This is a genomic window from Acinetobacter sp. BIGb0196 (genome assembly GCF_011759595.1).
Lineage (GTDB): Bacteria > Pseudomonadota > Gammaproteobacteria > Pseudomonadales > Moraxellaceae > Acinetobacter > Acinetobacter guillouiae.
This window is the reverse complement of record NZ_JAAOZA010000001.1, coordinates 501,929-514,678: the sequence shown is the minus strand read 5'-3', so window position 1 is coordinate 514,678 and position 12,750 is coordinate 501,929. Positions and strand designations below refer to the sequence as shown.

Genomic DNA, 12,750 nt, shown 5'->3' with positions numbered 1-12,750 from the left:
TGTCGTAAAATGTATAAAAAATGGCAATATCTGTCAAAACAAACTTGCAAAATCCCGACATACTGAAATCATCAACAGTGATGCAAGTAAAATAAAATGAATGCATTAGTTACATATCAGGTCGATCCAGTGGTTCGAACCAAGCTCAACTTTAAACTTGAGGAAGTCCCTCGCTTCTGGTTTGGTGGAGATCCATTTCGCACGCGACTATTTGACGCACTTAGTCTGACCTTCCCTGATGGTGAGCGCTATTTCATAGAAAGTGTCCGACTCTTCCGTGACAAAATCACTGATCCAGATTTACAACAACGTGTTGCTGATTTTATTCGTCAAGAAGCGCAACATGGTATTGCACATGACAAAATGAATCAGGTCATGAAAGATCAAGGCATGCCTGTCGATCAATTTATCCAACTTTTAAGTAAGATTTTTAAATTTGAATTGAGCCAACGCTCGCCTCAATACAATATTGCGATGACAGCTGCCGCTGAACATCTCACCGCTTTGATGGCAGAAACATTTTATCGCCATAAAGCAACCTTATCTGAAGCACATCCTTATGTCCGAGCCTTACTGGCGTGGCATTCTATTGAAGAAATGGAACATCGAGATGTGGCCTTTGATGTGATGCAACAAGTCGGTGAGGTCCCCGACAACTTACGTCGATTTGCTTTAGCCTTTACCACCATAATGATGTTCAACTTTACCCTCTACCGTGCCAATATCATGCTTAAACATGATGGATTCAGCCGTATAGAACGTTTAAAAATGGCAACGCAAGGACTGCCTTGGTTCTTCGGTAAAAAAGGGATTTTATCTGCAATGAAAAATGAATATTTAGACTGGTTTAAAAAAGATTTTCATCCGAGCCAACACCCTGTAATTCGACAATATCAAGTTTGGGTCGATACGATGGCTGAAACCAATGATCCTATTCAAGCAGGTGAAGCATTCTGGCAGGCTGGACTATAGCTGTCTTGATATAAATTGATCAGTTCTGTCTTGTATAAGGCTTTGAACTGAATAATGCGAGAAATAAAACAATGAATGCATATGTAAAACACCAAGTTGACCCTGTGGTTCGCAGCAATTTAGATTTTAGATTGAATGAAGTTCCACGTTTTTGGTTTGATAATGACCCTTTTCGTACCCGTATGTTTGATGCACTGAGTTTGACCTTTCCTGTAGGGGAAAGATATTTCATTCAAAGTGTTCGGGCACTGCGTGACAAAATCACCGATCCAGATTTACAGCAACGTGTCACGGATTTTATTCGACAGGAAGCACAGCACGGTATTGCACATGACAAAATGAATGAAGAAATGCTGCACCAAGGCATGCCTGTTGATCAGTTTGTAAAATTTATGGGTGCACATTTCGAGCATATACTGAAACATCGTTCCAAACAGTACAACATTGCCATGACTGCCGCAGCAGAACATCTTACCGCATTAATGGCAGAAACTTTTTATAGTAAACAAGAGACTTTAGCGGAGGTCCATCCTTTTGTTCGTGCTCTATTTGCTTGGCATTCAATCGAAGAAATGGAACATCGAGATGTCGCTTTTGATGTCATGAAAGAGGTTGGGGAAGTTCCTGAAAACTTACGTAAATTTGCGCTTGCCTTTGTCACTTTACAAATGTTTGGATTTACCTTTTACCGTGCCAATGTCATGCTTAAATACGATGGATTTAGTCGTTTGCAACGTGCTAAATTTGCACTCAAAGGTATTCCATGGTTTTTTGGCAAACACGGTAAATTATCAGCAATGCGTGAACAATACCTAGATTGGTTCAAGCCTGATTTTCATCCGAGCCAACACCCTGTGATTCGACAATATCAAGTTTGGGTCGATGTTTTGGCCGAAACCAATGATCCGATTCAAGCAGGTGAAGCGTTTTGGAAAGCCGCGTTATAAGGTTAAAAAAGCTTTAAATAAGAACAGCCTTACCATTTCGCGTAATGCTGTTCCAACAAGCCATAGGCTTGATCTAACTGAATACACTCACCAACTTCAGATTCGACCGTACCACTAATGCGTGATTGCCATTGGCTAAACTGACTCCCCACCAAACGTAAATTTAAGTTTTCAAATCTCCGCCAGCCGGTTGCTACTGTCAGATTTAATTTCTGGTCTAAAGAGCGAATTGACCACAGGTTCGCATCTAACTTTTCAAACAGTACATCGGCAACTGCATATAGAACACCATTGACCCACAGACAATTTTCATTGCCAAAACTCTCATTTACACCCGAAGCGAGGTTTAAGCCTATACGGTTTCCTTGCGTATCCCAAAAGTTACACGATAACCAAAACCATGCTGTTTCTGGTCTTAGAAATCCACAGGTGTCATCGAGAGATGCCAATGTTTTTTCATTAAAATCTATACGCGCTTTATCTTTATTGATAAAAAAGCCTTCTACAGCCAAGGTGGTTTTCTTTTGCGTATAGGTCCAACCATTAATACCATTGGGACTGCATAAGCTTAAAGGCTCTGTTCCTGCACAAAAAATGCGGGCTTTTAACTGCTCTTCACCATTTCGAGTTGCCCGTATATAACGCACACCATTGGCATGTTGCATTTCAAATTCAAAAGGTGATTTACTAAAGTGACTTTGGCTATACAAAGGTTGCTCATCTAAGCTTGTCCCTCGCCCTAAAATCGTATTGGCATTCCATTCTAAAACTTCATTCGTTGAATGGTCATAGACATAAATAAAGCCATGCCCTGCCCAACCAATATCTGCAATTGCAATACCGATAGAATAGTGTTCATGCTGGATACCACAAAATTTAAACTTTTTATATTTTAAATGTTTACGCCAACCTGTTAATACTTTGCCATACGGGGTTTTGTAGATATATTGATTAACATTAATCTTACTCGGCACATCTTTAAAACGCCCATAACGGGGTTGACCATTGCTTTGTATTAAATCCATGTGAATTCCCAATCCTTTTATAAGGGAAGTATCAGACTTTAGTCGGTCCTTCGATTATTGCTATTTTTTCAAATTTAGCAACACCATCACACACCAAATCAATCCACTTTTATCACGATTTAACCTATAAAATATTCGCTTGATAGATAAAATTTAGCTTTGATTTAATTCATAAAAAATAGGGCAAATGCCCTATTTTTTAATCTGCAAAAATTACTTTGCAGGACCACCCCATTGATTTGTTTCAGGCTTGGTATCTGAAGCAAACCAGTAAATTAAAACAAAGGCACCAAAAGGAACAAAGATAAGCAGATACCACCAACCTGTCTTTCCTATATCATGTAAACGGCGAGCTGCAACTGAAATTGAAGGCACGATCAGTGCTAATACAGTGATCAAATACAACACAAACGGTTTTTTAAAAATGATTGAGTCTAAAATCACTGCAATGATCAGTACAACAAACTGTATCAATACAAAGTACCAATATTCTTTACGGCGAGCACGCCCAGAAAAGTTGGCATAATTACTTAGACATTTTTTAAACCAATCAATCGCATTATATTGATCTTCGGTTTTATTTTGTGACATTGCTTTTCTCTCTTTATTTTATAAGTGTTACTGACATTTTTTGTACTAAAGCTGTAGCCAGATACTAACTGGTTTTGCATGTTTTTCATACACTTTTATTCTATAAAAAGTAAAATCTATTCGAAAAAAGAAAGAGGTACTTGACCTCTTTCTGTGCAAATCATTGTCTAATCTATGCTTGAGACATTCATCTACAATTTTTAAAGCAATATATAAAAATCAGATAATCTTTCCATGTGGAATTTGATCAATTAACTTTTGCGGTGCTTTAAAACGTTCGCCATATTTTGCTTCAAGCGAGTTCGCTCGAACTAGAGCTTTTTCTAAACCATACTGATTTAAGAATTGAATCGCACCACCCGTCCACGGCGCAAAGCCAATACCAAAAATCGAACCAATATTGGCATCAATCACAGATTCCAACACATGCTCTTCATAGCAACGTAAGGTATCTAAAGCTTGAACAAATAGGAAACGGTCGATCATTTCCTGCTCAGAAATATCAACATTTTTCGTCCAATGGCTTAAGCCATCCCAAAGATGCTTTTTACCACCTTCTGGATACTCATAAAAACCAGCACCTGCAGCCTTGCCTTTACGTTCAAAGGTGTGAATCATAGTTTCAATAACATCATCAGCACCTGAAAGCGGTAAATCCTTACCTTCAGCCTGAAGTGCTTTACGGGTTTCTTTGGCCACATGCTCAGAAAGTGTTAATGCCACTTCATCTTGAATCGCCAATGGGCCAACAGGCATACCTGCTTTCAGTGCTGCCATCTCAATACGTGCAGGATGTACGCCTTCATGCAGTAAACGTAGACCTTCTTGCACAAACGTTCCAAACACACGGCTGGTGAAGAAACCACGGCTATCATTGACCACAATTGGCGTTTTGCCAATTTGTTGCACATAGTCATAGGCTTTTGCTAAGGTTTCGGCAGAGGTGTTTTTACCTTTGATGATTTCAACCAATTGCATTTTATCGACAGGACTAAAGAAATGTAGACCAATAAAATGCGTATCATCTTTAGAGGCTTTGGCTAAACCTGTGATCGGTAATGTTGATGTATTTGAGGCCATGACACCATTATTGGCAAGAAATTGTTCCGCTTCTTGAGTCACTTTGGCTTTTAATTCTTGATTTTCAAATACAGCTTCGATAATCAAATCACAGTCTTTTAAGTCTTCTGCAGATGCTGTTGCGGTAATCAAACTTAAAACTTGATCACGCTTTTCCGCGCTCATACGACCTTGCGAAACACGTTTATCCAATAGTTTTTGACTATAAGCTTTACCCTTTTCAGCATTTTCCACAGAGACATCTTTTAGCACAACTTGAATGCCTTTGATTGCTGTCGAATATGCAATACCCGCCCCCATCATGCCTGCACCAAGTACACCCACTTTGGTCGCTTGCCACTTAGCAATGTTTTTAGGACGACTTGCACCTGCTTTAATTGCATTCAAACCATGCCAGAACGTGCCAATCATATTCTTGGCAACTTGCCCTGTTGCAAGATAAGTAAAGTAACGCCCTTCTATACGGAAAGCGGTATCTACATCAACTTGGGCGCCTTCCACTGCGGCAGCCATAATCGCTTCAGGCGCTGGATAACAGCCCTTGGTTTTATCACGTAGCATTGCCGGTGCAATTGCCAGAATCTGAGCAACCGCAGGTGTTTTAGGATCGCCACCCGGAATTTTATAACCTTTCACATCATAAGGCTGTTGAGATTTTGGATTGGCTTTGATCCAAGCAATCGCTTTGTCCAGCATGTCTTGCTCGCTATCCGCAAGCTCATTGACCAAACCTAAAGACTTGGCATTATCTACCCCGAATTGCTTACCTTCCATAAGGAATGGGAATGCATTCTGTAAACCCAGCAGGCGCACCATACGCACCACACCACCGCCACCGGGAAGTAAGCCCAGTGTTACTTCTGGCAAACCTAATTTGGTTTTTGGATTATTTAAAGCAATACGGTAATGGCAACTTAAAGCAATTTCCCAACCACCACCTAGCGCTGTACCATTAATCGCCGCAACCACAGGAACACCTAATGTATCAATCGCACGAAGATCACCTTTTAGCTTGGCAGTCATATTAAAGAATTCAGTGGCATGTTCTGGCGTTGCCTCAATCAGCTCATCCAGATCACCGCCAGCAAAAAAAGTTTTTTTCGCAGAACGATAAATCACACCTTTTAAATCTGTTTCAGATTTAAGTTTAGACACAACATTTTCTAAAGCCACACGAAAATCAGCGTTCATGGTATTTGCAGACTGGTTTGGAGAATCCATCGTTAAAATAACAATGCCATCCGCATTTTTTTCATATTGAATTGCACTCATTATTATTCTCCTTATACCAACTCAATAATGGTCGCAATACCCATGCCACCACCTACACACAATGTTGCTAGACCACGTTTTTTACCCTGACGTTCTAATTCATCAAGCAGCGTACCAAGAATCATTGCCCCTGTTGCGCCCAATGGATGCCCCATTGCAATCGCGCCCCCATTTACATTGACTTTTTCAGCAGGAACTTTAAGTTCAGTCATAAAACGCATCACCACAGATGCAAAGGCTTCATTCACTTCAAAGAGGTCAATATCATCTATGCTGAGACCTGCTTTAGCCAGCGCCTTACGCGCAGCAGGTGCAGGGCCTGTTAGCATGATGGTTGGATCTGTTCCAACCAATGCCGTTGCCAACACTTTTGCACGAGGTTTTAAACCTTGTTCTTTGACTGCTTTTTCAGAAGCAATCAGCACCACAGCTGCGCCATCTACGATGCCCGATGAGTTTCCAGCATGATGTACATGGTTAATTTTTTGCGCTTCTGGATATTGTTGTAATGCAATCGCATCAAAACCCATTCCACCCATCATTTCAAAACTTGGATTGAGTTTAGCCAAGCCTTCAGCAGTTGTGGTCGGTTTAATGAATTCATCTTTGTCAAGAATCGTAACACCAGCTTTATCTTTAACCGCAACCACAGACTGATCAAAGCGTCCCGCTGCCTGTGCAGCAGCAGCTTTACGTTGTGAGTTGGCAGCAAACTCATCCACATCTGTACGGCTATAGCCATCAAGTGTGGCGATTAAATCCGCGCCAATCCCTTGAGGAACAAAATGTGATTTTAAATTTGTTTCAGGATCCAGTGCCCAAGGTCCACCATCGGAACCCATTGGAATACGTGACATAGACTCTACGCCGCCAGCAACAACAATATCTTCCCAGCCTGAACGTACTTTTTGTGCAGCCATATTGACAGCTTCAAGACCTGAAGCACAGAAACGATTGATTTGCACACCGGCAACATCATTGTCCCAGCCTGCCGCAATTGCAGCAGTTTTAGCAATATCACCGCCTTGATCGGCAATTGGTGTTACACAACCCAGTACGATATCGTCCACTTTTGAAGTATCAAGCTGATGACGATCTTTCAATTCATTGAGCAATGTGGTTAATAATGTAATTGGTTTCACTTCATACAGTGAACCATCTTTTTTTCCTTTTCCGCGTGGTGTGCGAATGGCATCAATGATGTAAGCCTCGCTCATAGCTGTTCCTTCTTATGACTTCTAGGTTGTTATCTGCCTTGAGTGTACGTTATAAAGTTGAGAGTTCAATGACGAGAACGAAATAGTCAGTTGATATTTTTTGTCAATTGAAGCAAATGCGTTGTCATTTTTTAATGGCTTAATTCAGGTATTGAATCCTCAGTTTTACATTCAGAATAATGTAAAAAAATGATGATCATGGTCTCTGCAAAAAATCCATATTCAGAATATCTGTAAACTTTCTTTTTCCTGTGTGTACTAAATGGGCTTCATATTCAGAAAAGTTTATCGGCTGATCTTCGCTTAAATCAGAATGTAATACTCCAACCATTAAATAATCTATTGCTGCAAACTGAGGGAACTCATGTTCCACAGCATCCAATTGCTCAATGTATCTAGATGCTTCACTTTCGAAACATTTAATGGTTTTTAATTCCCTTACAATCTGTCCGAAACCCTCCAAATACTCACTAATTTCAAAAATGACCTGACCATTTTGAAATTCACCATCCACTTGAATTATCTTTATATCACTTTCTAAAGATGTTTCCTGATAGGCTTGATCTTGCCATGGATCATTTGCTTTACGGTGTTGTATATAGGTCATTTTCGCTTTTTCAACATCTTCTAAAGTGGTAAAAATTCCTAGAATAATATCGATAAAGCGATAGGCTGAAATTGTTCTCATTAACATCCACATATTGTTCTCTTTTATATTGTATCCGTAATGATTTTTTACATAATAAATTTTAAGAGAGTAATACTTCCAGATCAAACTGCAAAATCACTACCAATCATTTAAGCGCCAATCTCATTGCACATCTACTGTTTCGAGAAAAACCACATGCAACTTCATGCTCAAGTTTATGCTGAAGATAGATAGGCATCTCGATCGTATTGATCTTTTGAAAGCCTAATTTTTCATAAAATGGCCGATTCCAAATCACATCATGAAAGGTGGTTAATGTCACAGCATCACATCCCTCTCCCTGAGCAGTAGCAATCACATATTCAATCAATTGCCGACCAATCCCTTGTTTTTGAAATGCTGTACTCACATCTAACTCGATGATATATAAATCAAGTGCTTGTCTTTCTGCATATAAAAAGCCTGTTGCTTGATTCTTTTGATTAATCGCGACAAATGCATAAGCAGAAGAAATCAATTGCAAATGATCTTGTGCTGACAACACTGGGCTTTCGACAAGCCAAGCTAACTCGGGAATACTTGAAAATGCTTGAGTAGCAGATTTTTCTATTTCGATCAGTTGCGCTATATCCGAAGGGTCAATTTTTCTAATTAAACATGTCATCTATATATCCAGCCAAAAATATTTTAAATAGCATCTGTCTATTTATTTAAATCAAATCTAACTGTTTAAATCAGATCAGAATTAAGCAGGCACACTATCAAATAACTCACTTGCGCTTTATCGCTTATATCTTACAAGAAATGTTAGATGAAATGATCATGCATAAAAAAGCCCAAGTATCACTTGGGCTTAGGATCAGCAAAATTACTTTTGAATTCATCTATGTCGAATTAATGATAACCATGCAATTGACGATAAAGCCCTGGGGTAACCCCTGTCCATTTTTTAAATGCGCGATGGAAGGTACTGGTTTCACTAAAGCCCACTTGTTGTGCTACATCTTCCAATGTTAAATCCGGATTTAACAACAAATGAATCGCAGCATCTCGACGTAAGGCATCTTTAACACCTTGGTAACTCTTACCTTCTGCTGCCAAGCGACGGCGCAAGGTTTGTGGTGATAAATACAACATTGAAGCCACATCATTTAAGGTTGGCATTTCTTCACCAATTTGACTCTTTAAGACTTCACGAATACGCGAAGTTAAAGAATTGGTATTTTTGAACTTCACCAAAAGCTGAGCAGGCGCAGCTTTTAAAAACTCTTCTAAACTTGCTTCATCCTGACGAATCGGTAAATCCAAATAGTCTGCGGCAAAAGTAATTTCAGTACGTGGCATATCAAATTGCATCACAGGTGCAAAGAACAGCGCATCATACTCATCTGCATGATTTGGACGCGGGTAACCAAAATGTACCCGTTCTAAAGGGATACGACGTTCAATTAACCATGAAGCTAAACCATGCCAAATCATCAACATACTTTCAGTAATAAAATGATCAGGGTCCATGGTTTTTGGAATCAATGGCACTAAACGCGCTTCATGTTTATCACGTTCAACCGCGACCGACCATTCATCCCCAAATAATTTATAAAATTGTGATGATAACTCTAAAGCATCACCCAAAGTTTTAGCGTGGATAATCAATTGGCACATGATGGCAAAAGATCCCAAACGACGAGGTTGGATATCAAAGCCAACATGTTCATCTTGGGTCACCATCCACAGCATTTTCACAAAACGTGTATATTGCTCTGGTGAAATACGTGCTTTAGGTTGGCGAAGTAATTCTGCTTCTATGCCAACATGTGAAAGTAAGGTGTCAACGTCCATTCCTAGACGCTTCACACCTGTTAAGGCGGCATTCACAAAATGGATACTGATCGTATCACGACTCATGGTAAATCCTTCACTCTCTTTGATGTTCACTAACAATTGACCTAAATGACGCTAAAAAATGTTTTATTGGCGATTTACAACAGTGCAGATCACCTTTTTACATCATAAATTGCCGAAATGATCAAGGTAAATGGCTGAACATGACATTGTTTTGTTAATTTTATATTTCTATTATGGGTGTAAAATCAAGACAGTATTGGTAAAAACAATTATGACAACAGCTTTAAAGGGATTGAAAGTACTCGATTTTTCCACTTTATTACCCGGTCCATTTGCAACTTTATACCTTGCAGACCTAGGTGCAGAAGTGATCCATATTGAATCGCCAACGCGTCCAGATCTGGTGCGCTTGTTCCCGCCTTATGCCAATGGACAAGCGACTTCACACAGTTATCTCAACCGAAATAAACAATCCGTCACTTTAGATTTAAAAGATCCTGCCAGCATTGAGCAAGTTAAACAGAAGATTTCTGAGTTTGATATTGTCGTTGAACAATTTCGTCCGGGAGTGATGCAACGTTTGGGTTTGGATTATCAAACTTTGGCTGAAATTAACCCACGTTTAATTTACTGTTCAATTACGGGTTATGGCCAAACTGGCTCATATAAAGATAAAGCTGGACATGATATTAACTATATTGCCCTGTCTGGTATCGCAGGACACTGTGGTCGCCAAGACAGTGGACCACCGCCGATGGGGATTCAAATCGCAGATGTAGCAGGTGGTTCCTTACATGCTGTCATCGGTATTCTTGCTGCTGTAGTTGAACGCCAAAATAGTGGTCTGGGACAATATATTGATATTTCCATGACCGATTGTGTGGTTGGACTCAATAATATGGCAGCCGCAGCCAGTTTGGCGGGTGGTCAACAGCAGCAACGTGAATCTGAACAACTTAATGGCGGCACCTTTTATGATTATTATGAAACGGCCGATGCTCGTTACTTATCTATTGGTAGCTTAGAGCCACAATTTATGACTGGACTGGCAAGCGCGTTAGAATTGCCAATCCTTCTACAAAAAGGTGCTTCTTTCGATACTGAAGATCGTCAAATGGTCAAGCAAGCGATTCGAGATAAAATTAAAAGTAAAAATCTGGCTGAATGGAATCAACTGTTTGAACAACTGGACGTTTGCGTAGAACCCGTACTGAGTTTAGATGAAGCACTACAGTCCCAAATTTCTCAACAACGCAATTGGGTGGTCAATGTGCCATTGAAGCCTAATTCTGATCAAACTGAACCACAGTTAGCCTGTCCAATTAAGTTTTCAAGATCACAAATGCAATATCACTATATTGGCCAACAACTGGGTGAAGGGAAATGGTAATTGCCCATTTAATACAACATAATTCAAGTTAAATAAAATTACAATTCTGTCATTTTACTTACAATTTGTATAATTTGTAACCTCAGCATCCTGTGTAATCTTAATTCTAAATACGTTACACAGGTAAGCTGATCTTTTCAGATCAATTTTAATCCATGGTTTTTCAATTAATTTTTAAATAAAATTTAGTAGTTTAAAAACAATAGATTAAATTGACCAAAAACACCCAAAAACCCAATGTTCATTTATTAAAAAATTATCACCATGAGATAAAATACTCACATTAATTACAATTAAAAGTCAAAAATAATAGATTTTTATACAAATATGAGAGTATTATAAATAATTAGTTACAAAGTGTTATCAAGGTCACCAAATATGAATAAATCTAAAGGTCACTTTTATTGGGCTATCAGCTTATTATCTTTATGTAGTTCTTTTCAAAGTGCTCATGCAGCTGAAGCATTTAATGCAGAAAGCCCATGGATGTTTGGTGATTGGAACGGAAAAAGAACCGAGCTCCAACAAAAAGGTTATGACTTTAGCTTCGGCTATACTGGCGAATTAGCCACCTTATTAGATTCAAAAAACCATTCAAGCCATGGTACTGAGTATGCAGATCAGTTTGCGATTGGTAGTCATGTAGACTTGGAAAAAGTGCTTGGATGGAAAGACACTGAAGCCCAAATCACCATCACTGAACGTAATGGTCGTTCATTGTCGCAAACCTCTGATGCCCTTGCAGGACAACTCAGCTCAACCCAAGAAGTTTGGGGTCGCGGTCAAACTTGGCGCTTAACTGATTTTTGGATCAAGAAAAAATTCTTTGAGCAAAAATTAGATATTAAAGTGGGTCGTTTTGGCGAAGGCGAGGATTTTAACAGCTTTGACTGTGATTTTCAAAACCTTGCACTTTGTGGCTCTCAAGTGGGTAACTGGGTAGGCGACCAATGGTATAACTGGCCTGTTAGCCAATGGGCTGCGCGAGTTAAATATAACATCCAACCTGACTTATATGCTCAAGTCGGTGCTTATGAATACAATCCTGAAAACTTAGAACGTGGCAAGGGGTTTAACTTAAGTACAGACGGTTCACATGGTGCAATTATTCCTGCGGAAGTGGTTTGGCAACCAAAACTCAGTGCTGCAAAATTGCCAGGCGAATATCGTTTGGGCTATTACTATAGTACTGTCGATGCACAACGCATTAAAAATCCAAATGAAACAGATCATAAACAAGGTGGATGGCTGGTTGCCAAGCAACAATTTACAGCACACCACGGTGATGCACGTCGTGGCTTAACTGGTTTCATTAATTTAACCATTCATGACTCAGATACAAACACTGTCGACAATATGCAAAATATTGGACTGGTCTATAAAGGTCCTTTCGATGCGCGCCCTCAAGATGATGTCGCAATCGGTTTTTCTCGTATCAGCATCAACAATGATGTGAACGATACTCAAATTCGTCAACAAGATGAAGAGTACAACACTGAAATTTACTACGGTGTACATGCAACAAATTGGCTGACGATCCGTCCAAATGTGCAATATATTCGTCATGTTGGGGCATATAAAGATGGCGAAAATGCATGGGTTGGCGGTATTAAATTCCAAACTGCATTCTAGTGTTATAGATCATAAATATTTCGATGCAATTTTAACTCTTTCTCTCCCCTCGCATCGAAATATTTAAAATCTAAAAATTTAAACAATGTGCTTCATCAATCCTCAATGGAATGGTAAAGCATAAAAAATT

Annotated in this window: 11 protein-coding genes; 4 read left to right on the top strand and 7 right to left on the bottom strand. The window is 39.4% G+C overall.

The annotated features are described in order from the left end of the window. The first annotated feature begins 96 nt into the window (after window positions 1-96). Window positions 97-972: a metal-dependent hydrolase gene (locus FHR28_RS02415; RefSeq protein WP_004723993.1), complete on the top strand. Its 876-nt coding sequence runs from the start codon at window positions 97-99 to the stop codon at window positions 970-972. Window positions 973-1,043: 71 nt separating this feature from the next. Beyond that, window positions 1,044-1,919, top strand: a complete 876-nt coding sequence (locus FHR28_RS02410; RefSeq protein ID WP_166781863.1) for a metal-dependent hydrolase — start codon at window positions 1,044-1,046, stop codon at window positions 1,917-1,919. A gap of 29 nt (window positions 1,920-1,948) precedes the next feature. Here FHR28_RS02410 and FHR28_RS02405 read toward each other — a convergent pair whose 3' ends face one another. From FHR28_RS02405 to FHR28_RS02375, 7 genes are all read right to left on the bottom strand, one after another. Continuing rightward, a complete protein-coding gene (locus tag FHR28_RS02405) occupies window positions 1,949-2,944 on the bottom strand; it encodes a DUF2804 domain-containing protein (RefSeq protein WP_166781862.1) in 996 nt (331 codons plus the stop codon). 213 nt (window positions 2,945-3,157) lie between these two features. Next, a complete protein-coding gene (locus tag FHR28_RS02400; RefSeq protein ID WP_105714433.1) occupies window positions 3,158-3,535 on the bottom strand; it encodes a DUF805 domain-containing protein in 378 nt (125 codons plus the stop codon). Window positions 3,536-3,754: 219 nt separating this feature from the next. Then, window positions 3,755-5,887, bottom strand: coding sequence for a 3-hydroxyacyl-CoA dehydrogenase NAD-binding domain-containing protein (locus tag FHR28_RS02395; RefSeq protein WP_166781861.1), 2,133 nt, complete (start codon window positions 5,885-5,887; stop codon window positions 3,755-3,757). Window positions 5,888-5,898: 11 nt separating this feature from the next. Further along, the gene (locus FHR28_RS02390; RefSeq protein ID WP_004724005.1) at window positions 5,899-7,104 is read right to left on the bottom strand and encodes an acetyl-CoA C-acetyltransferase; all 1,206 of its coding nucleotides are present in this window, start codon (window positions 7,102-7,104) and stop codon (window positions 5,899-5,901) included. A 196-nt stretch (window positions 7,105-7,300) separates the two neighbouring features. Further along, complete coding sequence (locus FHR28_RS02385; protein ID WP_166781860.1) at window positions 7,301-7,804, bottom strand: hypothetical protein; 504 nt, start codon at window positions 7,802-7,804, stop codon at window positions 7,301-7,303. Between the two features lie 94 nt (window positions 7,805-7,898). Further along, a complete protein-coding gene (locus FHR28_RS02380) occupies window positions 7,899-8,417 on the bottom strand; it encodes a GNAT family N-acetyltransferase (protein ID WP_166781859.1) in 519 nt (172 codons plus the stop codon). Window positions 8,418-8,647: 230 nt separating this feature from the next. Continuing rightward, entirely contained in the window at window positions 8,648-9,658 is a 1,011-nt protein-coding gene (locus FHR28_RS02375; RefSeq protein ID WP_004724010.1) for an AraC family transcriptional regulator, read from the bottom strand. Window positions 9,659-9,869: 211 nt separating this feature from the next. Here FHR28_RS02375 and FHR28_RS02370 point away from each other — a divergent pair, with 211 nt between their 5' ends. Next, window positions 9,870-10,988, top strand: coding sequence for a CaiB/BaiF CoA transferase family protein (locus FHR28_RS02370; RefSeq protein ID WP_016539467.1), 1,119 nt, complete (start codon window positions 9,870-9,872; stop codon window positions 10,986-10,988). Window positions 10,989-11,366: 378 nt separating this feature from the next. After that, complete coding sequence (locus tag FHR28_RS02365; protein ID WP_004724012.1) at window positions 11,367-12,620, top strand: carbohydrate porin; 1,254 nt, start codon at window positions 11,367-11,369, stop codon at window positions 12,618-12,620. The last annotated feature ends 130 nt before the right edge of the window (window positions 12,621-12,750 follow it).

What these genes read in the sequence shown, in the direction of transcription:
- FHR28_RS02405 (WP_166781862.1), bottom strand. Translation starts at nt 2,944, where the DNA reads ATGGATTTAATACAAAGCAATGGTCAACCCCGTTATGGGCGTTTTAAA.
- FHR28_RS02385 (WP_166781860.1), bottom strand. Translation starts at nt 7,804, where the DNA reads ATGTGGATGTTAATGAGAACAATTTCAGCCTATCGCTTTATCGATATT.
- FHR28_RS02380 (WP_166781859.1), bottom strand. Translation starts at nt 8,417, where the DNA reads ATGACATGTTTAATTAGAAAAATTGACCCTTCGGATATAGCGCAACTG.
- FHR28_RS02375 (WP_004724010.1), bottom strand. Translation starts at nt 9,658, where the DNA reads ATGAGTCGTGATACGATCAGTATCCATTTTGTGAATGCCGCCTTAACA.
- FHR28_RS02395 (WP_166781861.1), bottom strand. Translation starts at nt 5,887, where the DNA reads ATGAGTGCAATTCAATATGAAAAAAATGCGGATGGCATTGTTATTTTA.
- FHR28_RS02370 (WP_016539467.1), top strand. Translation starts at nt 9,870, where the DNA reads ATGACAACAGCTTTAAAGGGATTGAAAGTACTCGATTTTTCCACTTTA.
- FHR28_RS02390 (WP_004724005.1), bottom strand. Translation starts at nt 7,104, where the DNA reads ATGAGCGAGGCTTACATCATTGATGCCATTCGCACACCACGCGGAAAA.
- FHR28_RS02365 (WP_004724012.1), top strand. Translation starts at nt 11,367, where the DNA reads ATGAATAAATCTAAAGGTCACTTTTATTGGGCTATCAGCTTATTATCT.
- FHR28_RS02410 (WP_166781863.1), top strand. Translation starts at nt 1,044, where the DNA reads ATGAATGCATATGTAAAACACCAAGTTGACCCTGTGGTTCGCAGCAAT.
- FHR28_RS02400 (WP_105714433.1), bottom strand. Translation starts at nt 3,535, where the DNA reads ATGTCACAAAATAAAACCGAAGATCAATATAATGCGATTGATTGGTTT.
- FHR28_RS02415 (WP_004723993.1), top strand. Translation starts at nt 97, where the DNA reads ATGAATGCATTAGTTACATATCAGGTCGATCCAGTGGTTCGAACCAAG.